We start from the raw sequence: 24,500 nt of genomic DNA, 5'->3' as shown, positions 1-24,500 counted from the left end.
AGATCGATGATGACCAATGTGACTCAACCTAAATCAAAACAATACGGTCGCCCTGACAATGAACGTATTATTGGCTTTATGAAGATCAGCAAGCCTGCTGCCTTCGCGTCAATTTTAATTACCATTGCCAGCATCTTCTTTATTGCCTATCGTGGTCTGAACTTAGGCTTAGACTTCACAGGTGGTATTGCTGCGGAAGTGACGTATCAAAAAGCAGTTAATCAGGATCAAGTGGTTCAATCCCTTGAGTCGGCAGGCTTTCAACATGCAGTGGTACAAACACTAGGCAGCAATACGGATCTGTTGATTCGTATGCCTGTGCAAAAACTCAAAGTCGATGACCTGACCAACACTTTGTCAAAAGCTGTTCAGGTTCCGAACAACACCGCGACCCTGCATAAAGTGGATTCTGTTGGCGGTCAGGTGGGTAATGAGCTTTATGTCCGCTCTGCGGGTGCGGTGGCACTGGCATTGGTGCTAATGCTGATTTATGTCACTATTCGCTTTGAACTCAAATTGGCTGTCGGTGCAATCCTGTCTCTATTTCACGATATCTTGGTGATTTTAGGGATCTTTGCACTCATGCAGTGGACATTTGACCTGACCACCTTAGCGGCAGTACTGGCGGTGATTGGTTTCTCGCTCAACGATAACATCGTGGTGTCTGACCGTATCCGTGAAAACTTCCGTAAGATTCGTGGTGCATCGCCGCGTGAAGTGGTGGATATTGCACTGACTGAAACCTTACGTCGTACCATACATACTTCTGCAACCTTGTTACTGGTTGTAGTTGCCATGCTCATTATGGGTGGTGAAGGTTTACGCTGGTTCTCTGTTGCAATGATTATCGGGGTGTTTGCAGGGACATATTCTTCGATTTATATTGCAACCGCATTTGCATTATGGCGTGGTTTAAACCGTCAGGACTTTATTGTGCAAGTGAAACCTGAATTTGAAGATGACCATAAATAATGCATCATATTTAGCTTAGGTTAGACATCAAAACAGCATCCTCGGATGCTGTTTTTTTATGGCTTGATATACAGAATTTCAGGTGTCACACCTTCTACATCTCGCCATGCCACCGTACACAGCGCATCATTCCAGACCATATGCTGATAACGAAATTCCCCTAATTCAGGATGCTGACAAAAGCCCTGCTGCTGCCCTGCCACTGCTTGGGTATTGAGCGTATTGAGACTCAAACGGATTCCTAAACCACAAGCTTTGAGAATCGCTTCTTTGGCTGTCCAGACCTGAAACCAGTATTCAGGACTTTGCCCTGTGGCTTGCCAGTGCTGATATTCTTCAGGGTGAAATGCATGTTCAGCCAGTGCCTGAAAACGCACTTTACGCTGCAAAGATTCAATATCAATACCAACATCCTGCACATACAGACTCAGTGCCAGTGCATAATGCTCACGACCATGACTATGGTTAAATGCCAGTTCAGGATAATTGCCTAAAAAAGGTTTACCGTGTTCTGTTTTTTCAAAATGCAAATCTTGCGCTGACAGACCCAGTTGCGCTGCCAGCATCTCTGCCCGATAGGCATAAATCAGTTGCTGCTGATACTGTTTAAATGCAGCCCGATGCGCAAAAGTATCGGGCTGTTTCGGTGCCAGCTGGGACAGGAACTGCAAATAAATTTCAATTTTCATGGAACTGTCCCTTTAACTGAAGTGATTCAATATCATAACGTGAGAGAAATATTTCTCAAAAATCAGAGAGGTAAAATGTCATCTGCAACTGTTCGAGCCAGAAAATTATTCGCAATATACTGGTTTTGCGATATTTTTGATAAAAGCTAACATTAAGCGAGTTTTGCAGTGAGGAGCATTGCTCCGCAAGGTGGTTTTGCCTACTTTTCCCGAAAGAAAAGTAGGTCTTACTGAAAGTTAATCCTGAAATTCGAGTCAAAATAATAAGACTCCGTCATGAGGATTCATTTCTTAATATCTAAATTAACAGGAGCTTTCCCGAACTCATATAACTTAAAATTTAACAAGATCACCCTTTAACGCAACCCCTGCCATAGCTGTACCTTTGTGGCATTCATAGGTTGTGGTACTACGTGTTTCATTGGATTTGTAATAACTCACAATATTGGTCACGGCATTGGCGCCACGCTGTTTGGCTGCTGTTTGCAATTGAATCAAGGCTGAACGTAAAACCCAGTCACATGAATCTTCTGCTGACTTCATAAATCCATTGGTCTTCTTATTGGTCACCACACCTTTTTTTAAGACCTGACCACCTGAGCGTGTCCCCGCCAAGTAAAATTTGACTGAACCATCCAGTGTGCCATCTGCCATTGCACTTTGTACGGCTTGTTTAAAATCCAGTTGATGAACATCATCGGCAGCATGGGCAGATACGGCGAATCCTGTCAAAAGTGCTGTAGTAAGTGCCAGTTTTTTTATCATGAATGTTTGTCCTTATGGATAACGCTGAAAAATCAGTGAGGTATTAATCCCACCAAAAGCAAAATTATTGGTCATGATGGTCTGTGCCATCATTGGTTTTGGTTGTTGTCGAATATAGTCTAACTCCCCACACAGTGAGTCAACTTCATCAAGGTTTAAAGTCGGAATAAATTGCTCACGCAACAGCATTTCGATACTGAGCCATGCTTCAATCGCACCACACGCTCCTAAAGTATGTCCAAAGTAGCTTTTTAATGAGCTAATCGGTTTATAGCCTAACACCTGTGCTGTGGCTTGAGTTTCTGCCACATCACCATGATCGGTGGCTGTGCCATGTGCATTGACATAATCAATCTGTTCAGGGGCAATGTCAGCATCTTTCAGTGCCAGTTGCATGCAACGTGCCATGCTCGCCTGATCAGGACGAGTCACATGCGTGCCATCGCTATTGCTGGCATAGCCAATAATTTCGGCATAAATCTGCGCACCACGTGCCTGAGCATGTTCCAATTCTTCTAAAATCAGGCAGCCTGCCCCTTCACCAATCACCAGACCATCACGTTTGGCATCAAACGGGCGCGGCGACTGTTCAGGATGTTCATTCATGCCACTGGTAGCCAGCAGCACATCAAACACGCCTGCACCTGGGGCGCTGAGTTCTTCAGCACCACCCGCCAGCATTACGGTTTGTTTGCCATATTTAATCGCTTCATAGGCCTGACCAATCGACATTGAACCTGATGTACAGGCACTTGAAGTTGGCAAGGATAAACCCTTGATTCCGAAATGTACGGTCAGATTGACCAGACTGGTATGTGCCATCATGCGGATATAGGTTGTGGCATTCATCTGGCTCATGTCATTGTCCAAAATCATGCGCCCCATTTCACAGACCGCATCAACACTACCTGCCGATGAGCCGTAAGCTACGCCTGTTTCACCACTGCTTAAAATCGGATGGTTCAGTAAGCTTGCATCTTCAAGGGCACGCTCGGCACTGATCACCGACATCAGCGCCACACGCCCCATGCCGCGCATCACTTTACGATTAAAATGTTTGGGAATATCAAAATGATCAACGGGTGCCCCCAAACGCGTACGCAAATCAGTGTATTGATCCCATTCCTGCATATAACGCACGCCACTTTGACCTTGGGCAAATTTGGCAAAAATCTCATCGGCAGTTTGCCCCAATGAGGTAATCCCTGACATGCCTGTCACCACAACCCGTTTCATCAGATCAGACCTCCATTCACCGAGATCACCTGACGGGTGATATAGGCCGCTTCATCTGAACACAGGAATTTAACCACGCTAGCCACTTCGTCGACCTGCCCCATGCGCTGCATTGGAATCATTTTTAGGGCATGCTCCTTGACTTCATCGGTGACCATTTCAGTTTCGATCAACCCTGGAGCGACACAGTTCACCGTAATTTTGCGTTTTGCCAGTTCCATTGCCAAAGCTTTGGTCGCCCCGATCAAGCCTGCTTTTGCCGCACTGTAATTGACCTGACCACGATTGCCCATAATGCCTGATACCGATGACATGGTGACAATTCGTCCGCCTTTTCTGAGGTGAATCATCGGCATGATCAGCGGTTTGACCACGTTATAAAAACCGTCCAGCGAGGTGGAGATGACTTCATCCCAATCATTGTCGGTTAATGCAGGAAATGCTCCATCGTGGGTTAAGCCTGCATTGAGCACCACCCCATAAAATGCGCCATGCTGTTCAATGTCCAGCTCTAAACACAGACGCACCGCTTCTCGGTCATTGACATCGAATTGCAGTGCATGGCTATTACGTCCTAAAGCCTGAATCTGACTGACCACCGCTTCGGCATCCTGCATACGCGAACGGGCATGTACCGTAATATCAAAGCCTGCGGCGGCTAACTGTAGTGCAATGGCACGTCCAATGCCACGGCTAGAGCCCGTGACTAAAATTCGTCTGTTCATGACGTTTATTTTCCTAATTGTGGTTGTTCATTGGGCTGGTAAACACTGAGCACCGCAGAAATACAATGCTGCTCATAGTGCAGTTCACACTGGAATTGTCCCAAGCCTTCATGCAGATAAGATTGCTGCGCCCGAATGGTCAAAGTCGACCCAAGCGCGAAATGCGATACAGGCAACTGCATTTTGCGTGTACCGAGTAAATAACCAATTTTTGGCGCTTCGCCGCCCTGCTGCCCATGCCGACCTGCAAAAACACTCACGGTTTGCGCCATGATTTCAATGGCTGCCCAGCTTGGCAAACCTTCCGCTTCACAAAACATCAGTTCAGGGCGAATGGTCAGTTGAGTGATGGCATAGTCTTCGCCAAATTCGCTGACGGTATCGACAAACACCATTGGGGCTTGATGGGGAATAAATGCCGTTGCATCCTGAATCATGGCTGTTGCCTTGCAAAAATGAGACTAATGTTACTGCCACCAAAGGCAAAAGAATTGCTCATGGCATAGTTCACGGATTGATGGTGCAGAGCTTGCTGCACATAGTTCTGATCTATCAATTCAGGGTCAATCTGCCCTGCCTGATGTAGCGGCAACCAAGACTGATCGAGCAGAACTTGCTGGCAAATAAAAGCCTCAAGCGCACCTGCTGCTCCCAAACAATGTCCTGTCTGATGCTTGGTACTGCTCAAATGGACTTGATGTGAACCAAACACCTGACGCACGGCTTTAATCTCCATCGCATCATTTTGTGGAGTGGCTGTACCATGCAAATTCAGATAATCAATATCGGTGGGCTGTAAACCTGCAGCAGCCAAAGCCTGTTGCATGGCTTGCTGTGCCCCACGTCCTTCAGGATGCGGCGCAGAAATATGCCATGCATCCATCGACTCGCCCGTACCGAGCAACATCACGGGTGCAGATTCTTTACTGAGTAAAAATAGACTGGCGGCTTCACCAATATTGATGCCATCTCGATCTACCCCACAAGGGCAGCAAATGCTATTCGACAGGCTTTCCAGACTGTTAAAACCGTTTAGGGTCAACTGACACAAGGTATCCACACCACCGACCAACACCGCATCGGCAAGATCGGCATTGAGTAAGCGCTGTCCCGCAGCAAAAGCTTTGGCACTCGATGAACAGGCTGTGGAAATGCTATAAGCAATCCCTTCCCAGTTGAGATACTGTTTTAAGCCTTGTGCGAGGCTGTTCATTTCCTGTTTCTGGTAGAAAATCGGGGGATGCGCCTGACCTGAAAAATGCTGTTGCAAGACCTGTTCATTGTCGGCAATGCCTGAGGTCGATGTGCCGACAATCACCGCCAAACGCTGACGGGGAAACTGTGCCGTATAAGCCTGCACTTGCGCTTCAATTTGCTGTAAAGCGGTAATCGCCAGACGTAAATTGCGCGAATCTAAAACCTGTAAATGACTCGGTAAATCCTGCTGAAATACCTCGCCTGTATAAGCGCCAACTAAACAGCTTTGCCCCAAAAGCAAATCTTCTCGGGCACTCAGGCAACTTTCACGTTGGGTCAAGGCTTGGCGCACATCCTGTGCACGAGCGCCCAAAGCCGATAAACTGGCACTACACTGAATGCCGACGGCGGTTAAATGTTGAATCTGCGCTGACATTAATTTCCTGCCTGTAAAGCATCATCGATTGGGCTAAAGACAATGGTGTACGGTACATGTAAATTGTCCAGTTGAATACTGTCTGCCTGCTTTTGAATGGTCAGTACATGCTGCTGGGCAATCTCGATTTGCTGGGTATCACCCTGCTGTTTGACTTCAACATCGGGCTGTCCTGATTCTGCAAACTTGGGATAAGTCGCAAATAAAATATCACGCACCACAAAGTCAAATGGCAACAAGCGCATTTGCTCAATCCGTTGTTCCACCTTGACCTTTTGCCCATCAAATTGCAGTTTAAACAACACCTGTCCTGTCAGACTCAGTCCCAACATGCTAAGGTTTTTACCTTGCTGCTGCTGATAGAGCAGAAAACTAAAACTTTGCTGTTTCCACTGTACTTCGACCTGATCTTGGCGCTGGTACTGCTGCGCCTGCCATGCTGGTGCAGCCAATGCAGGTGCTTTGGGATAAAACGACTGACAGGCACTCAAACTACACACCAGCCCGAGCAAAACAATCCGTCCGTATCTGTGCATATTAGCCTCCTAAAAGCTGTTCCTGAGGCAAGCCTTCACGACAATACTCGGCAATCATTGTCAGGCGGCGTTTGGCATTTTTATGAATCGGATTGCTGGCATCCCATGCATAACCTGCCAGTAAAGAAGCCACCATTTCACGTAATTTCACATGCTGGTTCTGGCTAAACACCACCTCTTGAAATTCACCGCTATACCATGACTCGACATAAGCACGGAACACCTGAATGCCTTGGCGCAACGGCTTTTCATACTCTGCCAACCAGTCAACCGCTTGACCTTGCAGAACTCGTTCAACCAGTGGCACAGCCAAACTGGATGACTTCAACGCAATGGTCACACCCGATGAAAACACAGGATCTAAAAACTCGCCTGCATTGCCAAGCAAGGCATAATTCTTCTGTGCCAAATGTTTGACATTAGCGGAGTAACCCACCAGTGTCCGCACAGGGGTATCAAACTGGGCACGTCGCAGCAGATGCGATAGCGCAGGATCATCCTGTAAAATCGTTTTAAACAAAGACTCTAAAGCTTCAGGCGTATCTGTGCCTGTATAACCATAGTGATCAAAGAAGCTCTGCTCTGCCACCACGCCAAATGAAGAGCGACCATCGGCAAATGGAATCAGCCAGTACCATGCACGGTGATCTTTCTCATGCACGGTAATCAGGATTTTTTCCCGATCAAATTCAGGATCATCCAAAATACCATCTTCAATATGGGTAAAGACTGCACGGCGCACGGGGAAATCGGACGGACTTTCCAAGTCCAAGAATTTTGGCAAGATGCGCCCAAAACCACTGGCATCTAGCAAAAACTTGCCCTGAATCTGATAGACATTTTCAGCTTCATCGCGCACGGTGAGTACAGGCTGCTCGGCCTCAATATCCACCGCGATCACTTCATGCCCATAGCGAATGTCTGTGCCATCGGCTTGTGCCTGATTTGCCAAAAGCTGATCAAATGGCGCACGGCGTACCTGCCACGTCGTGCCTGGCCCTGCGCTAAACTTCTCACGAAAATCATAAAAACTGCGCTGCTGACCACGCAAAAAACTCGCGCCATTTTTATATTGAAAAGCAAATTCCTCAACATGCTCACGCACCGTGTCGAGCAATCCTGCTTCTTCTAAAAACACCATACATTGTGGCAATAACGATTCGCCAATCGAGAAACGTGGAAAATGCTGACGTTCCAAAATCACCACCTGATAGCCTTTTTTACGCAGCAAGGCGGCGGCTGAACTGCCTGATGGGCCTGCCCCAATAATCAAAACATCGGTGTGCTGTAATTGTAATTCGGTCATTTTGAATCTGACTCCGTTTGTATTTTTAGTGTGCTGATGACCTGATGATGCGGATCAGCCATGGTAAATAAAGTGGCATAAATAAAAGAAAAAATTACGCCCAACAGTACGGTTAAACCAAAACAGTGAATGGCATAGGTATGACTAAACGACAGCAAGCCAAAACCGAGCAAGGTCGACAACATGCACAGAAATAAGGCCATGCTGACCACTTTGGGATGATCATGCCCGTGCCGATAGAAAATCGCATAGTCGACCCCAATCCCGATAATCAGGAAAGTGCCCATAATGCTAAACACATTAATTTCCACACCGAGCCATGCCTGAATCGCAAACGTCGTGAGAAGTGCCAGACTGACAGGGAGCACCAAGGGCAACACCGAACGCAAGCCGTAAATCGCCCCCAAACCCACAGCCAAACCAATCAGCGCCACGAGCAATAACCACTGTGCCTGCACCCGATAATCGCGGAACATGTTGGACAATGTGGTGATCGGTTGCTGCAACTGCACATCTGCCGTTTGTAGCTGCTTTAAGGCGATTACATCATGAATGCCTTGCAACAACACCAAACGTTCTTTGGCATTTGGCTGTAAGAAATATAGCGGATGCTGACGAAAATCCTGAATGGTCAGCAGTGGCTGCTGTGGCAATTGTTTTTGCCATGTCAGAATTTCTGCGACAGGTAAGTCTAGCGCTTTGGCATAAACAGTCAGGGCAGAAGCAGGAATCTGCATCAGCAATTGTTTATTCTGCTGCTGCTCAGTTTGCGAAGGAAGCCATTGACCGAGCGCCTGAAAACCTTGCAGTTTGCCTTGCGTCTGTAACTGTTGTAATTGTTGAATGAGCTGCTGTTCTCGTTGTTCCAACTGCGTCGCGGACTGTGCATGAATCACAAAATAATCAGTCGCCTGCTGCTGTGAAAAACGCTGACGAATGTACTGGTCTTCCTGCTTGAGCTGCGCATTCATACTTTGCAAATTACGAATATCATCATTACTTTGCAGACGAAGGACACTCAAGCCAGCCACCAGCAAAATAGCCACAATACTGATATAACGTAAGCTGGTCTTTGCCTGAAAATATTCACGCGCCTGACCAATCCAGTGTAAACGTCGAATCGCAGGTTCAGCATTCAGCGGTGGCAAGCGCGGTAACAGCAGAATACTGGTAATCCATGCCGAAATCAGACCGACCATCGAAAACAGCGCAATCTGACGAAACCCCGGAAATGGTGTGAAACTCAATACCAGATAAGCTGCCACGGTGGTCAACAACCCCATAAACAGACTTGGTAACAATGGCGTGAGAATCTGAAAACCTTTGAGCTGACGATGCTGTGACTGCAAAGCCATAAAGTAAAACGAGAAATCGACACACACCCCGATCAGACTGGCACCAAACACCAGCGTAATCAGGTGAATTTCCCCAAACCATGTATGCGTGACCGCAAGTGCCACCAAGCTGCCACTACTCACCGCAATAAATTCGGTCAGCATCGGGCGCAATGAACGGAAACCGAACCACACCAAGAAAATCAGCCCTAGACTTGAACCTAGACCAATGGTGGAAATTTCCTGTTGTGCCGAATGCGTACCGAAACTGGCAAAAATCAGTGTCCCCGTCCAGTGACTGACCACCTGATCTGCCTGTAGTTGTGGTTTAACCTGTTCAATCCACTTCGAGACTTTTTCTTGATAATCAATGTTATATGGACTGTCTTTCAGTTCAAGTACCAACAGGCGCGAGACCTTATTGGCATCGTGCAAGGTGGCAAAGCCCTGCTCTAGCTGAATATTTTGAGTATTGTGCTGCGCCAGTCCCATCGCATAACGCGGAAATAACAACAATGGATCATGCTGCAACAACTGTGCAGTGACAGGCATTCCTGGACTCATCAGTTGCAGCAAACTTTGATCGGACAAAGCCGCATAATCTTTTTGCTGGAGCAACTGCCGATCTTGTGATGTCAGCAAGCCTGCCCGATGCTGAAACAGCACCCTGCCAAACTGCTCACTGTCAAACTGTGGACGTAATGGCTGAATCAGACCACTCTTGGTCACTTGCTGCTGCAAGCGTTGCGTTGCCTGATCCAGTGCCTGACTATTTTTGGCATCCAACACCACGAACAGCTTGTTGTTGAGCTGCTGATTCATATACTGCTGCGTGTCTGCCAAACCTTCCTGCTGACTAAACTTCGGCAACAACGCAAAAATATTGGTCTGAATATGAATGTCTTTTTTCAGCCACAACCAGCCCATGCTGACTGCACAGCACAGTAAAATGACCAGCCAAATGGCAAAGGCCTTATTTTGCCAATTGGAATAACGCATGTTCTTGGGCTGTTAGGTTGTGAGGTTGGCTAGTTTGCTGACTAAAGCGAATTTGAGTGATGTTGCGGTCTTTTTCCTGAATCACGATCTGGTTGACATAGCGTCCACCTTGCACATTGACCTGATTAAACAGTTTTTTGAACAGGCTGCTTTTCGGGGTTAAGGTCACTGCCCAAGCCTGATTGTTATGTGTGGCACTGACAATATTAAAATTGCTGGCTAAGGCTTTTTCATCGCCTGCCATCAACTGTAAAAACAGGGTTGCCACCGAACCATACGGCGACTGCTGCACATTGATCTGGCTCATGGTACGCTGGGTTTTCTGTACCAATTTTTGTGGTGTCACCACCAAATCTGCTTTGACTGGGCTTTGCATCTGCCAGAGGACACCCTGCTGTTTGCTAAACACCACATTGCCTTTTGAGACATAGGTTTTGTTCAATGAGGTCAGTTTTTTCTGCTGTTCAAACTGTGCATGCACCACAGGCGTTGCAGAAACTTGCTGAAAAATGTCACGGACTTCATTGATCGGTGCAGCAATAACAGTTTGACTGCTGGCAGCCGCGAATATGCCAGCACAAAACATAGCACGGGTGTTGAATTTCATTTTGTTGCTCCTGTCGGCTGAAAGCCTGACCATGCTTCTAAGCGATCAAACAACACTTGTGGAGATTGCAGACACAGTTCGCGGGTTTTGGCATTGACCGCCACCTGTGTGGTGTAGCCTTTGGTCAGACGCTTGCCTGTTTCGGCATCAAACACCAGATAATCAATTTTCAGGCGGTTTTCCCATTCTTTTAAAATGGCACGTACCCGAATTTTCTGTTGAAACTGGATGCCGTAGACATAGCGCACATGACTTTCAATCACGGGCCACAAATACCCCGATTCCTGCATTTGCAGATAGTTATAGCCGAACTGATCCAGCAAGTGACAACGGGCAATTTCAAAATATTTTAAATAATGTCCGTGCCACACCACATTCATACTGTCCACATCATGAAACGGGACATCAAGGGTCACCTCAGCATACATCTGCATTCTCCACTTGGTTGAACCATGCACTATTCAACAACTGTAACTGCTCGAAACGATCAACAATCTGTTGCAAATCGTATTGTAATGGTCGGTCTTCTTTAACCAGAGTAAAGCTCTGCAATGTCCATGCAACAAACTGCTGCAATATAGAGCTGAGTTGCTCGGTCAGCCCACGCAAATGAATCGCCTGTACACTGGCACAGCACAGTGCTGCCACAACCTGTTCCGTCAAGATCAGAACACGCGTTGCATCACGTGCGGCAATGGTGCCCATGCTAACTTTGTCTTGGTTATGGCATTCGGTTGAGCGTGAGAAAATAGAAGCAGGTAAGGTTTGCTTCAAGGCTTCGGCAGTCCAAGCCGACACCCCGATTTGTACCGCTTTAAAACCATGATTTAGCGGTAAACGCTCGGCTTCTGCACCTGTCAGATTACGGGGTAAACCATGATTCATTTTATGATCCACCAACTGCGCCATCTGACGATCGAGCAAATCGGCAATATTCGCCACCATTAGTTTCAGGCTGTCCATGGCTTGGGCAATGTGCCCACCATAAAAATGCCCGCCATGCAACACACGTAAATTCACTGGATCAATCAGCGGATTGTCATTACTCGAATTCAGCTCATTTTCAATAAACTGACGTAGCCAGACTTTGGAATCTTCAAATACCCCGATCACATGCGGCGCACAGCGTAGCGAATAACGGTCTTGCAAACGTGGGCTTTGGCGCTCGGTTTGTACTTCCGAATTCAACACCTGACGTAAAATGCTGGCAATTTTCTGCTGTCCGACATGCGGTTTTTGCGCAAACAGCACTTCATCAAAATGACTCGGATTACCTTCCAGTGCCAAGACATTCAGCGCAGTAATCAGGGTTGCCGCATACGCCGTTTGCTCAGCTTTTTTATAGTTCAAACAGGCAATTGCCGTCATGACTGCTGTGCCATTCATCAGTGCCAGACCTTCTTTCGGGCGTAAGCAAAGTGGCTCCATCTGATAATGCTGATAAACCTGCTGCATCGGGACAATCCGCCCTTGCCAGTACACATCACGCTCACCGACTAGCGCCCCTGCAATATACGACAACGGGGTTAAATCACCACTTGCGCCAACAGAACCTTCCGATGGAATCACAGGCACAATATTTTCATTCAGCATCCACACCAAACGCTCTAACAGCGCCAGTGACACACCCGAATAACCCCGCGCCAAAGAACATAAACGAACCAACAACACCGCACGTGCCGTCACTAAATCAAGATTCTCACCCATCCCACAACCATGAAAACGCGAAAGCTGGAGGGGTAACTCATTCACCTGATGTTTCGGAATTTCGACCAGACAAGAATCGCCATAACCAGTGGTCACGCCATAAATCACGCCATCTTCATCGAGCAGTTGATCGAGAAAATCTGCACCACGTTGAATTAATTCACGCCATTCTTTTGAGTTGGGCAGTGCCACAGGCATTTTTTGCTGTGCGACTTGCAGCACCTGTTCGATGCTTAAAGGCTGTTCTCCAACAATGAGCGTTGTCATTTTTTAATATTCCAAAACTGATAAAAATTAAACCACTGATATGGCGCACGTAAGCAATGCTGCTCGAGCAAATCGACATACTTGCGTGTTACAACCGCCATCTCAGGTAAACGTGCTTTGCGGGGTAAATCCACACGCTCGGCAATCGGATGAAAATGCACTTCAAAATTATGCTGTACGCGATAACAAAAACTGGCAATCACAGGCACTTTCAGCAAGTTGGCTAAAATCCATGCGCCCTGTGACCACGGGGCATCTTGCCCTAAAAAACTCAAAATCTGTATGCGCTGCGAATGCACAGGCACACGGTCAGCAGCAATCATCACCCACTCACCTGCATCCAGTTTGTCCTGCAAAATCATGGTGGTTTCCATACCCAGTTCATCTACTGAAATCAAGGAGACATTGGATTTGGAACTGATTTTTCGCAGGAAGGCGTTAAACTTGTCGGCATGTTTCTGATAGACCAAGACATTGATTTTCTGTTGATGTTCGGACTTGAGCGCACGCAACAATTCAATATTGCCAAAGTGCGACACCAGAATAATCAACCCCTGCCCATAGTGACGGTGCAAATGTTCATGACCATGAATTTGTAGACGTTGCTCGGAAATTTCCCCGAGCCAACCCTGCATTTTGTCAACAATGGCCTCTGCAAAGGCAATAAAATGCCGATAGCTATGCTGCCATGTCGGCATCTGCTGAAATGGGGATTGCGCCCCCGCAAAACCATGTAGCTTTTGCAAATAGTCCAGCGAAGCCTGACGCGCACTTGGCGACAACAGCCAGTACCACATCACCACTACATACAGCAGTACCTGAATCAGCCAACGTCCAAACAGGCGATATAGCCAAAGCACCAACAGTAAAGGCAGCACACCGCCTTTTTCCTTGATTTCATTCCATGCAGGTGGACGTGAATCAGACATCAATCACGACCTTTCAGGCGCTGTGGCAGTAGGCGTGGTAAGCGGCACAACATACCTGCAAACAGGCGGGTATGCATTTTGGTAAGTACCCAGTTGTCTTCCCACAAACGGAAATGGGAAATGCCCTGTTCAGGATAAATCACAGGCGTTGCGATATTTTCAAAATGTACCCCTGCCCAGCTTAGACGCACTAAAATTTCACTGTCAAAGCCCATACGTGCAGGCAACTCGACCCGATCCATAATCGCCAGTGTAGCTGCCAACGGATACACGCGAAAACCGCACATGCTGTCATGAATTTCCAGTGACAGACTGTTGATCCACACCCAAATGTGTGTGGCATAACGTCCATACAGACGTTTTTTCGGAACGCTGTCATCAAAGATCGGCTGACCAATGACCATTGACTCGGGATGTTGCTCCGACACAGCCAGAAACTTGGCAACATCCTGCCAGTGGTGTTGACCATCGGCATCAAGTTGCAAGGCATGGCTACAGCCTAGTTCAGCCGCTCGGCGTAAACCTGTCATGACCGCCTGACCTTTCCCCATATTTTGCGCATGCTCCACCAAGACCACATCGGCATATTGGGCAGCCAAATCATGTAAAATTTGGGTGGTTTCAGCATCGCTGCCATCATTGACCAATACAATCGGCAAGGCAAACTGGCTCAAATACGCCACCAAGTCCGCAATATAATGTGGATGGTTATATACAGGAATCATCAGGGCAGCACGATAGCTCATGACGTAGCATTCTCCTCAACTGCAAACAATAACCGCCCTGAAGCAATATTTTTGTCTGCATGCTTTAATTCAAAACTGACTTTATGCTGCTTACGGCTCAGACTGAGCTGCAACACATGATAAGGGCGAATCAGGTCTTGAAACTTCAATTGTTCAAAGCCCTGACACCACAGCAAGTCTGCCCAAAGTTCGCGTGCAAAATGTTGTAAAAATGCAATCTGCCCAACACCAGGGTAGATCGGAAAATTCGGGAAATGTCCCTTAAAACAATTCAATTCAGTGGGGAATTCCAATTGAAAAATGTGCTGCTCATCCTGCTGTTGCCGTGACAAAACCACAGGCTGATTGGCATCTTGAAACAGTTTAATCAGGTCAGGTTTATTTAATTTCGACTGGCTGTTCATCGGTAACTGACTCAAAAAACGCCACTGGCGAGGAATGGCTATCCGCTCTAATAACGGCTGCAATTGTTGTTTAAGCTGAGTAACAAACTGGTGCTTACTTTGCTGTTGCAACACATCTCGAGCAGCATCATTCAACACCGCTACACAAACCAAAAGTTGACGCTGCTCACGCTCAATCAGTAACACATGACACTGACTGATTGCATCGAGCTGTAAAATCTTACTTTCAATTTCATCTAGACTCAGGCGCTTTTCTTCAAGCTTTACAATGCGATCCATACGTCCCAATAAATGAAATGCACTCTGTAGATTGTTCGGTTCAAGCAGTTCAGCACGATCCCCTGTTGCAACCCAATCGGCATCGCAAGCGTGCGGGCTACGCATCCACAACTGTTGCTGCTCGTCACTACGAATTTCGACATCGGCAAAAGGTTGCCATACTGCATGATCTGCCGCACGGTGAGCAATTCCACCTGTTTCCGAACTGCCAAAGATTTCAGTAATCGGAACATTCACCCCAGCACGCACACCATCTTCAAGTTTGCCACCTGATGAATACAACGCTGCACAATGCTCAAGCAGCACATCACTCGGCCAACGCTTCAACAATGCAGGACTTGAAATCACATAATTGGGCAACTGAATGTCAGCAAAACGCTGTTGCAATTGCACAACATATTCAGGGTAAATCAACTGCTCACGGTAGAAACTGCGTCCTGTGGCAAGCGGTAACAAGACCTTAAACAACAAACCATAAATATGCTGATGACTGACCGTAGCAACCGCAACTGCAGTTTGAGGTAGCTCAAAACTTTGCGCCAAACCCTGAACTTCACACAGTAACTGCTGTAAAGAACGTAAAATCTGCTTGGGCGTACCCGTTGAACCTGAGGTAAAAAATACAATTTCACTCTCTTTCAGCGATTGGTCAGACAACGGCTGAATTGGCTCAAGCGTTAAAACGCGTTGGCGCTGAATAAAAGCAATGCCCTGTTCAGCCAACTGCTGCTGTAACTGCTGTACCTGATTGGGTGGCAGAATTAAGCATTTATGGGCGAGCAACACCGCAAAAAACAGCACCAAAAATTCGTAACTGTCTGATTGCCACAAGGCAAAACTCGATTCAGGCAATTGTTGAATTGCCTGTGACTGACTGGCAACATCCTGCCAAAATTCAGCAAAACTCAAACTGTTGAGTGGTGCATCAAAACACAGCGGCGTATCTGCTGTTAAATAATCGTTAAAATGGCACAGTTTCATGGTTGATGTCGTCGTTGTTGGCGCTTACGCAAAATAAACTCGACGGTAAGCAAAATGCCCATAAGCAAATAAGAAATTAAACCGTTATACAGCACCCAAACCTGCATTGGGGCAAAATATACCGTCCAAAGTGCAATCAAGGCATTGATCACAAAAAAACCACACCACACTTGAGTGACTTTACGCGTCCAGCGCACACCTGACTCAGGAAGATCAGGCTCAAAAACACGGGCAAAACGCTCAATCATAGAAGGCGGTCGCCAGAGTGTCAGTGCAAAAATCGTGAGTGCGGCCAAACTCATCGCAACAGGATACAGCTTGAGCCATGCCTGATTGCGCAGCAATAAACTTAAACCGCCACACAGCATCGCCAAATAAGTCAAAGGCAATAACGGACTTTGTCGGGCGCTAAAATAACGAATGACCCCCACCACAAGCAGCAACAGGCTGATCTCCCACAGCTTCCCATGAGATAAACTCCAACCCACTAAAAACGGATACACCACCAACACGATGGCTGTTGCCAGTTTTACGAGTTTTGACATTCTTTCGACATGTTTTGAATGACCAACACCACATCTTCAATGGTGCGTACATTTTTAAAATCTTCAGGTTTAACCTGCTTGCCTGTCAGTTGTTTGATTTTCACAATCAAATCGACGGCATCAATACTGTCGACATCAAGATCTGAATACAGATTCGAGTTCATTTGAATTTTTTCAGGCTCAATCTCAAACAGATCTTCCATCCACTCACGTAGCTGAGCCAAAATATGCTCTTGAGTTAACATTTTTCCCCCTTAACTGGCCTGACTTTCAACCAACTTCACTAAACTTTGAATTGAACTGAAATGCTGTTTGGTGTCATCTGACTCAGCATTTAAATGGATGTTATAGCGTTTTTTCAGCGCCAAACCTAACTCTAAGGCATCAATTGAATCTAGCCCTAAACCTTCATTAAACAAAGGGGCTTCATCATCAATATCGTCAATCGAAATATCTTCGAGTGCCAAAACATCGATAATCATCTGTTTTAGCTCGTCAGCAAGATTACTCATGTGTAGATAACTCTTGGTTAAATAGTTGATATAAATACTGATTCAAGGCACGCACATTTTTTGGCGAAACCGTTGTATCTGCTAAAATGTCCTCAATCCGAATCGGATCAAGTACCTGTATCTGAATATGAAAAGGCTCGCTGGGAATGTGATACCACTTTTCATTTTTAGTGAGCGTCGAGGGGCTACAGCGAATCAGCACAGGGCGAATCGGCACTTGGGCACGTAAGGCAATATTGGCTGCACCACGTTGAAATTCGTTGAGCATCTGATCTTTTTCAGTCCGTGTTCCTTCAGGGAAAATCACCAATGATGCTGCATCGGGCTCCTGCAAACGCTGCACACAATCCTGAATAAACTGTTTTGAGCCTGCATTTAAAATATAGGCGGCATTTTGCACAGGGCCTCGGGTAAACGGATTCTGCCAAAGTGCCTGTTTCACTACACAATTGGCTTTGGGCATCAGACCAATCAACAGCATGACATCAATCAGCGTCGGATGATTGGCAATCACCAGTTCCTGCTGACTGTTTTGTAGTTTATCTAAGCCTTCCACACTGTAAGTCATCACCCCAAGCTTGGTCATGGTTTCAATAAATCCATGAAACCCATGCCGAATCACTTGTTGGGTCAGTTCAACCCGCCGCTTTGGATCAGAGGTATACAGTTTTACGGCAGGTGCAATCACGGTTCCAATGGCAACACCACCTACGCCAAAACTGGCAAAACCCAAGCCTGTAGCCGCCATGCGCCACATGTAATTTAAACGCTGTTTAGCTTTGCCTTTTAACATCGTTGCCACTTCCCTGAGGCTGATTGAGGCTGATTGGATTGCCAAAACTGTACAAACTCCAGAGCATCCTGCTCAGGTTCCTGATTGCTCAAGTCCGAATGTATCAAGGGATTCAAACGAAGATTAGGTTCTGCTAAAGTCACAATGGCAGCCATGGAAAACGCTTCAAAATGAGCGACTCCTTGATAGACTTCTGGCAACGGCGCATCGTAATACACCACCAATACTCGCTGTGCTGTCGGATGCGTTTTTAAAAATGCATAGGCTTCCACCACTGCTTCTGACCATGAACAACTTAAACTGGTTGAAGGTGTGGCATCCTGATACAAAATAGAATACAAACCCGCAATCGCATTATGTACAGAGGTCGAAAACTGTGTCGGTGAGGGTGTTTGTGCTTGTAAGATATCCTGCAAAATACTGATTGTTTTTTGCTCATCCCCAAAATGCGATGCCCAGACCATATAGTCGACTTGCTGCCCCTCTAAAGCCTGTATTGCACTATTGAATGCCAGTTTTGCCAAGGCAGACAGCCGACGACGCTGCATCGCAGGAATTGCTTGCAGGGCCTGTAAATCGGCATCATGAGCTGTACTATAGAGTTGTTGTACTTGTAATTCTAAGTTCACACTCTACCTCGGACTGACCAAAAAATGGAATCTATTATAAATAAACAAGGGCGCTAAAATAGCAAAAAAACATTTAAAAAAAAATGAAAACAATAAGTTTCTATAAAAGATACGCTAAAAGTATAAAGACTCTATATCTTCTCAATATTTGTACACCATAAAAAAAGCCATCCGAAGATGGCTTGATATCGATTAGCGTTTAAATTTCTTTTCCGCTTTCTTAAATTTCTGAATATAACGGCGACGACGTGCAGCAACACGCTCATCCATTTGTGACTTACGTCCTTCAAATGGGTTTTCAGAGGTTTTAAACTCAATACGAACAGGTGTTCCTTCAAGCTTATATACTTTACGGAATACGTTTTCTAGGTAACGACGATAATCCGCAGGCGTTTTATCCACTTTGTTACCGTGAATGACGATAGTCGGTGGATTTTGTCCGCCCATATGCGCATAACGCATTTTAATACGACGACCACTGATCATTGGGGGTTGGTGCGCTTCTGTCGCATCATTCAAGATCTGGGTCAATTTCGCAGGAGAAACTTTCAGATTTGCCGACTCATAAGCACGGTGAATCGATGGATACAACTCACCAACACCTGTGCCATGCAATGCTGAAATCAGGTGAATACGTGCCCAAGGAATAAAGTCAAAACGACGTTCAACATCGAGTTTACATTGCTTGCGATCATATTCGGTCATGTTATCCCATTTGTTAATGGCAATCACCATGGCACGACCTGCTTCAAGTGCATAGCCGATAAGGTGCAAGTCCTGTTCAACCACGCCTTCACGCGCATCGAGAACCACAACCACAACATGGGCATCTTTCATCGCTTGTAAAGTTTTCACGACTGAGAATTTCTCAATCATTTCATCGACTTTACCTTTACGACGTACACCTGCTGTATCAATCAAGGTGTACTGACGACCATCACGTTCAAATGGAATATAGACTGAATCTCGGGTTGTGCCTGGTTGGTCAAATGCCACCACACGGTCTTCACCCAATAAACGGTTGACCAAAGTCGATTTACCCACATTCGGACGACCAATAATCGCCAAACGCAGACCTGTCGCCTTGTCATGTTCCTCAGGATTTTCATCTTCAGGAACATCTTCCAACACATCTTCAAGCATTTGCGCTACGCCACGACCGTGACTTGCAGCCACATGTAACGGCTCACCAAAACCAAGTTTAAAGAACTCAGCAACAGCCGCTTCAGCATGTACACCATCCACTTTGTTGGCAACCAAGTGGACTTTTTTACCTAAAGTACGTAGTTCACGAGCAATTTGCTCATCAGATGCCAATAATCCCGCACGCGCATCCACCACGAAGATAATCATGTCAGCTTCGTGAATGGCTGTTTTGGACTGTTCTGCCATGTAGGCATCAATGCCCTGTTCACTCTCGCCGATACCCCCAGTATCAACCACAATGAACGATTTGTTTTGGAAAACTGCATCACCATATTTGCGGTCACGAGTCAGACCAGCAAAGTCGGCAACCAGTGCGTCACGACTTTTGGTTATCTGGTTAAATAACGTTGATTTTCCGACATTCGGACGCCCAATCAGCGCAATAACGGGTTTCATAAATTAACGATTCTGCCAAACGCTTAACGCGCCCTTTTGAGTTGAAACATAAAGTTGGTTGTCAATCACTCGTAAGGACGTAACTTGTCCCTTAGTGTTGGAACGACCAATCAAATTACCTGTATTTGGGTCTAATAAGCTCAAAGCACCTTCATAATCCCCAACCACAAGGTCAGAACCCAACATGACAGGGTTACTTAGATTACGATGCAGAAGCTGAGTATTTTCCCAAAGTTTTTGACCGCTCATCAAATCATAAGCAATCACTTTGCCATCGGTAGTGCTGACAAAGACTTTATTTTGTGTCACTTCTGGACGTTGATCACTGCTGGCATTTTCACTCCACAGCACCTGTTGCTGTGCAAGATCGGTGACCATGACTTGTCCTTGGTAACTGGTTGTAACCATATACTGACCCATCATCACAGGATCGCCACTAATGTCATTCAAGCGTTGAACATCTGAACGACCTTCCGCAACAGAAACACGACGCTGTAAACGTGGCACACCACTGATGACATCAATGATATAGACATACGAATTTGATGTCGCAATCAGGACATTATTTGGGTCAAGCATGACAGGCGCTGCGCGTCCACGCAAGCTAAAAGGGACGTTCGGTAAACGATATGTCCACAACTGCTGACCTGTGCTGACATCATGCGCATAGACATTGCCATCGTTGCTAACAGTAATCACACGTCCTGCCTGAACAAGTGACGGTGCAATAATTTCACCTGAAAGTTGTGCCGACCACTTGATTTGACCTGAAGTTTCATCAAGCGCAAACAGCTGACCTTTTTCATTGCCAACGACAACAATGCCTTCACCCACTTCAACACCCGCACTTAAGCCGTGTTTTTTAGTAATTTTTGTTGACCAAAGACGTTGTTTACCTTTGTAGGCTTCTACATAACCTTTTGGATCAACCAAGAAAATGACACCATTGTCTGCTCCCATTTGCAAACGCAATGGATCATTTTTATCGGTTGGACTCACATGTTCAGAAAACACAGGAACTAAAGTTTTCGCTTGCACGATTTTTGGAAGCTTATTGGGCTTAATTTCTTCCACTTTGGTTTTATTGCTAGAGCAGCCAACCAAAGCAACTGCTGCAAGTGTTAGCGCAAACGGTATGGTTAATTTCTTATTCATTTAAGATTCATCCACTTGTGTTTTCAAAATTGGGCGTTCGATATCCGAATCATTCACTAAAACGCCAACACTTTCGAGTTTAATTTGTAAAATTTGTCGTTCTTGTTTACGCGCAACAACGGCATCCCATGCACTTTGATACGCTTTGCGTGCTTGAGCAATATCATTTTTTGCAACGTAAATATCACCACGTGCTTCATCTGCTGAGGCTTTAAACGCTGGGACTTTAATCAAATCCAATGTTTTTAAAGCATCATCATATTTTTTTTGTGCTGCTTGTGCATATGCTAAATGCAGGTTAGCTAACTGAAGTAAACCTTCATCATCCACCTTCACATTTTGTACTTTTTTCAGTTCACGCTCTGCTGATGCGTAGTCACCTTGATCAAATGCGACTTTCGCCATGACCAATTCAGCTTGAATGGCTTGCACAGAATCTGGGTTCTTTTTCAGAATTGTATCCGCAGAAGGTGCCAGTTTATTGTAGGCAGTTTGATCACCTGCCAAACTCTGCGCTTCATCCATTAACTGCTGAACACGCGCAGTTTCATTCTGCGCGCCATTCATTTGTTTTTTCTGCCAGTAATTCCAGCCAAAAAATGCAATCAATGCAACCAGAATACCACTGACCGCAGCAGAACCATATTTCTTGCCCAGTGATTTAAGATTATCAAGTTGCTCTTCTTGTGTTAGTGCACTCATGTGACTGTCCTTCTGACGTTCCTATGCGGCTTATTCGGCAAATTTTTCAATTAAAAATGGCACAATATCGGCAATCTTCAGCTCAACCTGCTCAGCAGTTGCCAAAGTTTTCAGACTCACTTGCTGATTTTCCCACTCGCGCTCACCCAAGATCATAGCAAATACTGCTCCAGACTGATCTGCCTTTTTCATTTGGCTTTTCATACTGCCCTGAGAACCTGTTTTCACACGAATCTTGCTATTTGCTGCTTCAAGCTGATTGCGAAGTTGCTCTGCCAATACCAATCCTTTGCCTTGACAAACTGGATCAGCCAACAAGAAGACTTCACAATCACGAACGATTTGTTCTTGCTCTACTTGTTCAAGCAATAACAATAAACGTTCCATCCCCATGGCAAAACCAACTGCAGGCACAGACTGATCAGCCTTTCCTTTAAGTTGACCAACCAGACCATCATAACGTCCACCCGCACAGACTGTGCCTTGTGAACCTAAGTGTGTAGTTGTCCACTCAAATACAGTCTTGTTGTAATAATCCAAACCACGAACCAGTTTTTGATTAATCACAAACTTCACACCTGCATCAGTCAAATATTGCTGTAACTGAGCAAAATGCTGCATGGTGTCTTCTTTCAGGAAGTCATGCAATTTCGGTGCATTTTCAAGAATTTGTTGAGTACGTTCGTTTTTCGAATCCAAAATACGTAGTGGGTTCGTGCCTAAACGACGCTGAGAATCTTCATCCAATTCATCTTTTTGCGCAGTCAAAAACTCAACCAAAGCATTACGGTATTCTGTACGCTCATCCACTTCACCCAGTGTGTTGAGTTCAAGTTGAACTTTATCCGCCACACCCATGCGCTGCCATAAACGTGCAGTCATCAAAATGAGTTCAGCATCGATATCTGGCGTTGCAACACCAAAGGTTTCAACACCAAACTGATGGAACTGGCGGTAACGACCTTTTTGTGGTTTTTCATAACGGAACATTGGCCCGATATACCACACACGAGGTGTTGCGCCACGCAATAAGTTATGTTCGAGCATGGCACGCACGCAACCTGCCGTTCCTTCAGGACGTAAGGTCAATGACTCTGGTGGATTCCCTTTGTCAAAAAAGGTGTACATTTCTTTTTCAACGATATCGGTTGCATCACCGATCGCACGCTTAAACAAGCCCGTATGTTCAACCATCGGCAAACGGATTTGTTGATAGCCATAGGCATCCATTAACGATGCAAGATGCTGCTCTAGACGTCTCCACGCTGGTGTTTGTGAAGGAAGAACGTCATTAAAACCTTTAATTGCGACAATTGAACTCATGATGAACTACGAATAATCTCTTTAGCTTTAGCTTCTTCAAGCTCTTGAACACGTTGACGAACCATGGTTTCGATTTCATCAACTAACTGATCGGTATCGATGAGATGGCTTTTTTCGCCATTTCGATAAACCAGTGAACGAGGGCTTGCCCCTACCACACCAATATCGGCTTCTTTGGCTTCGCCTGGGCCATTGACCTTACAGCCAATTACCGAAACATCCATTGGTGTACGAATACCTTCTAGACGTTGCTCCAAGGTCTGCATCACTTTAATCACATTAAATTCTTGACGCGAACAGCTTGGGCACGCAATAAAATTGATGCCGTTTGAACGAAGTCCAAGTGATTTTAAAATATCAAAACCAATTTTGACTTCATCTTCGGGTTCAGCAGCTAAGGAAATACGCATGGTATCGCCAATACCTTCGAGCAGTAAACCACCCAAAGCAATCGCTGACTTGACTGTACCTGTGCGGTAAATTCCCGCTTCGGTCACACCCAAATGTAACGGATTATCAATTTGTTGAGATAATAAACGATAAGCATCCAAAGTTAAAAATACATTTGATGCTTTTACGCTGACTTTAAATTCTTGAAAGTCTAAACGATCTAAAATATCAATATGGCGTAACGCAGATTCAAGGAGTGCCTGACCAGTTGGTTCGCCATATTTTTTTTGCAAATCTTTTTCGAGTGACCCAGCATTCACCCCAATACGGATGGAAATACCATGATGTTTTGCTGCTGCAACAACTTCGCGTACTTTCTGGTCTGAACCGATATTGCCTGGATTGATACGCAAACAATCAGCGCCATAATCAGCAACAGCCAGTGCAATCTTGTGATCAAAATGAATATCGGCAACCAATGGCACTTGTACGCGGCGACGAATTGCACCGAAGGCTTCTGCTGCCTCCATAGAAGGTACAGAAACTCGCATGATATCTGCGCCTGCCTGAACACAACGTTCAATTTGTGCTACGGTCGCATCAACATCACAAGTTTCAGTATTGGTCATACTTTGCACCGAAATTGGCGCATCCCCACCCACATACACAGAACCAACACGAATTTTACGTGTTGGACGGCGTTTAATTGGATTTTCGATCATGACTAGGTCAAC

Annotated in this window: 26 protein-coding genes; 1 reads left to right on the top strand and 25 read right to left on the bottom strand. The window is 45.8% G+C overall.

The features are described from left to right. Positions 1 to 6 precede the first annotated feature (6 nt). Complete coding sequence (gene secF, locus C1A47_RS11275) at positions 7 to 972, top strand: protein translocase subunit SecF (RefSeq protein ID WP_111895143.1); 966 nt, start codon at positions 7 to 9, stop codon at positions 970 to 972. A gap of 56 nt (positions 973 to 1,028) precedes the next feature. Here secF and C1A47_RS11270 read toward each other — a convergent pair whose 3' ends face one another. The 25 genes from C1A47_RS11270 to ispG all read right to left on the bottom strand — a co-directional run bounded on the left by C1A47_RS11270 (position 1,029) and on the right by ispG (position 24,488). Further along, positions 1,029 to 1,661, bottom strand: coding sequence for a 4'-phosphopantetheinyl transferase family protein (locus C1A47_RS11270; protein ID WP_111895142.1), 633 nt, complete (start codon positions 1,659 to 1,661; stop codon positions 1,029 to 1,031). Positions 1,662 to 1,994: 333 nt separating this feature from the next. Then, the gene (locus tag C1A47_RS11265; protein ID WP_111895141.1) at positions 1,995 to 2,426 is read right to left on the bottom strand and encodes an excinuclease; all 432 of its coding nucleotides are present in this window, start codon (positions 2,424 to 2,426) and stop codon (positions 1,995 to 1,997) included. Between the two features lie 12 nt (positions 2,427 to 2,438). Further along, positions 2,439 to 3,662: a beta-ketoacyl-ACP synthase gene (locus tag C1A47_RS11260; protein WP_111895140.1), complete on the bottom strand. Its 1,224-nt coding sequence runs from the start codon at positions 3,660 to 3,662 to the stop codon at positions 2,439 to 2,441. After that, positions 3,662 to 4,387, bottom strand: coding sequence for a 3-ketoacyl-ACP reductase FabG2 (locus tag C1A47_RS11255; RefSeq protein ID WP_111895139.1), 726 nt, complete (start codon positions 4,385 to 4,387; stop codon positions 3,662 to 3,664). The genes C1A47_RS11260 and C1A47_RS11255 overlap by 1 nt, the downstream gene beginning before the upstream one ends. A 5-nt stretch (positions 4,388 to 4,392) precedes the next feature. Then, positions 4,393 to 4,824 (bottom strand): 3-hydroxylacyl-ACP dehydratase, encoded by a 432-nt coding sequence (locus C1A47_RS11250; RefSeq protein WP_111895138.1) that lies wholly within the window; start codon positions 4,822 to 4,824, stop codon positions 4,393 to 4,395. Beyond that, on the bottom strand, positions 4,821 to 6,020 hold the full coding sequence (locus tag C1A47_RS11245; RefSeq protein ID WP_111895137.1) for a beta-ketoacyl-[acyl-carrier-protein] synthase family protein: 1,200 nt from the start codon (positions 6,018 to 6,020) through the stop codon (positions 4,821 to 4,823). Before C1A47_RS11245 ends, C1A47_RS11250 begins: the two co-directional genes overlap by 4 nt. Then, positions 6,020 to 6,556, bottom strand: a complete 537-nt coding sequence (locus C1A47_RS11240) for a DUF3261 domain-containing protein (protein ID WP_111895136.1) — start codon at positions 6,554 to 6,556, stop codon at positions 6,020 to 6,022. The genes C1A47_RS11245 and C1A47_RS11240 overlap by 1 nt, the downstream gene beginning before the upstream one ends. Position 6,557: 1 nt before the next feature. Next, the gene (locus C1A47_RS11235; protein WP_111895135.1) at positions 6,558 to 7,862 is read right to left on the bottom strand and encodes an NAD(P)/FAD-dependent oxidoreductase; all 1,305 of its coding nucleotides are present in this window, start codon (positions 7,860 to 7,862) and stop codon (positions 6,558 to 6,560) included. Then, a complete protein-coding gene (locus C1A47_RS11230; RefSeq protein ID WP_111895134.1) occupies positions 7,859 to 10,195 on the bottom strand; it encodes an MMPL family transporter in 2,337 nt (778 codons plus the stop codon). The genes C1A47_RS11235 and C1A47_RS11230 overlap by 4 nt, the downstream gene beginning before the upstream one ends. Continuing rightward, complete coding sequence (locus C1A47_RS11225; RefSeq protein WP_111895133.1) at positions 10,170 to 10,802, bottom strand: outer membrane lipoprotein carrier protein LolA; 633 nt, start codon at positions 10,800 to 10,802, stop codon at positions 10,170 to 10,172. Before C1A47_RS11225 ends, C1A47_RS11230 begins: the two co-directional genes overlap by 26 nt. Next, positions 10,799 to 11,230, bottom strand: a complete 432-nt coding sequence (locus C1A47_RS11220; RefSeq protein WP_004902211.1) for an acyl-CoA thioesterase — start codon at positions 11,228 to 11,230, stop codon at positions 10,799 to 10,801. Before C1A47_RS11220 ends, C1A47_RS11225 begins: the two co-directional genes overlap by 4 nt. Then, positions 11,220 to 12,776 carry an HAL/PAL/TAL family ammonia-lyase gene (locus C1A47_RS11215; protein ID WP_111895132.1) on the bottom strand — a complete coding sequence of 519 codons (1,557 nt, stop codon included), beginning with the start codon at positions 12,774 to 12,776 and terminating at the stop codon, positions 11,220 to 11,222. The genes C1A47_RS11220 and C1A47_RS11215 overlap by 11 nt, the downstream gene beginning before the upstream one ends. After that, positions 12,773 to 13,705 (bottom strand): acyltransferase, encoded by a 933-nt coding sequence (locus C1A47_RS11210; protein ID WP_111895131.1) that lies wholly within the window; start codon positions 13,703 to 13,705, stop codon positions 12,773 to 12,775. Before C1A47_RS11210 ends, C1A47_RS11215 begins: the two co-directional genes overlap by 4 nt. Then, complete coding sequence (locus C1A47_RS11205; protein WP_111895130.1) at positions 13,705 to 14,451, bottom strand: glycosyltransferase family 2 protein; 747 nt, start codon at positions 14,449 to 14,451, stop codon at positions 13,705 to 13,707. Before C1A47_RS11205 ends, C1A47_RS11210 begins: the two co-directional genes overlap by 1 nt. Next, a complete protein-coding gene (locus C1A47_RS11200; RefSeq protein WP_111895129.1) occupies positions 14,448 to 16,115 on the bottom strand; it encodes an AMP-binding protein in 1,668 nt (555 codons plus the stop codon). Before C1A47_RS11200 ends, C1A47_RS11205 begins: the two co-directional genes overlap by 4 nt. Further along, positions 16,112 to 16,660: a Clp protease gene (locus tag C1A47_RS11195; protein WP_111895128.1), complete on the bottom strand. Its 549-nt coding sequence runs from the start codon at positions 16,658 to 16,660 to the stop codon at positions 16,112 to 16,114. The genes C1A47_RS11200 and C1A47_RS11195 overlap by 4 nt, the downstream gene beginning before the upstream one ends. Beyond that, complete coding sequence (locus C1A47_RS11190; protein ID WP_111895127.1) at positions 16,645 to 16,905, bottom strand: acyl carrier protein; 261 nt, start codon at positions 16,903 to 16,905, stop codon at positions 16,645 to 16,647. The genes C1A47_RS11195 and C1A47_RS11190 overlap by 16 nt, the downstream gene beginning before the upstream one ends. A gap of 9 nt (positions 16,906 to 16,914) precedes the next feature. Further along, complete coding sequence (locus C1A47_RS11185) at positions 16,915 to 17,172, bottom strand: phosphopantetheine-binding protein (protein WP_111895126.1); 258 nt, start codon at positions 17,170 to 17,172, stop codon at positions 16,915 to 16,917. After that, positions 17,165 to 17,965, bottom strand: a complete 801-nt coding sequence (locus C1A47_RS11180; RefSeq protein ID WP_111895125.1) for a lysophospholipid acyltransferase family protein — start codon at positions 17,963 to 17,965, stop codon at positions 17,165 to 17,167. The genes C1A47_RS11185 and C1A47_RS11180 overlap by 8 nt, the downstream gene beginning before the upstream one ends. After that, positions 17,959 to 18,594 (bottom strand): beta-ketoacyl synthase chain length factor, encoded by a 636-nt coding sequence (locus C1A47_RS11175; RefSeq protein ID WP_111895124.1) that lies wholly within the window; start codon positions 18,592 to 18,594, stop codon positions 17,959 to 17,961. Before C1A47_RS11175 ends, C1A47_RS11180 begins: the two co-directional genes overlap by 7 nt. 192 nt (positions 18,595 to 18,786) lie before the next feature. Further along, positions 18,787 to 20,196: a ribosome biogenesis GTPase Der gene (der, locus tag C1A47_RS11170; protein WP_111895123.1), complete on the bottom strand. Its 1,410-nt coding sequence runs from the start codon at positions 20,194 to 20,196 to the stop codon at positions 18,787 to 18,789. Between the two features lie 3 nt (positions 20,197 to 20,199). After that, positions 20,200 to 21,351, bottom strand: a complete 1,152-nt coding sequence (gene bamB, locus C1A47_RS11165) for an outer membrane protein assembly factor BamB (RefSeq protein ID WP_111895122.1) — start codon at positions 21,349 to 21,351, stop codon at positions 20,200 to 20,202. Next, positions 21,352 to 22,053 carry a YfgM family protein gene (locus tag C1A47_RS11160; protein WP_111895121.1) on the bottom strand — a complete coding sequence of 234 codons (702 nt, stop codon included), beginning with the start codon at positions 22,051 to 22,053 and terminating at the stop codon, positions 21,352 to 21,354. A 30-nt stretch (positions 22,054 to 22,083) separates the two neighbouring features. After that, the gene (hisS, locus tag C1A47_RS11155; RefSeq protein ID WP_111895120.1) at positions 22,084 to 23,376 is read right to left on the bottom strand and encodes a histidine--tRNA ligase; all 1,293 of its coding nucleotides are present in this window, start codon (positions 23,374 to 23,376) and stop codon (positions 22,084 to 22,086) included. After that, a complete protein-coding gene (gene ispG, locus C1A47_RS11150; RefSeq protein WP_111895119.1) occupies positions 23,373 to 24,488 on the bottom strand; it encodes a flavodoxin-dependent (E)-4-hydroxy-3-methylbut-2-enyl-diphosphate synthase in 1,116 nt (371 codons plus the stop codon). Before ispG ends, hisS begins: the two co-directional genes overlap by 4 nt. Positions 24,489 to 24,500 lie beyond the last annotated feature (12 nt).

It is taken from the genome of Acinetobacter sp. MB5 (assembly GCF_003261585.1).
GTDB lineage: Bacteria > Pseudomonadota > Gammaproteobacteria > Pseudomonadales > Moraxellaceae > Acinetobacter.
The sequence above is the reverse complement of the archived record's forward strand: the minus strand, read 5'-3'. Positions and strand labels throughout refer to the sequence as shown.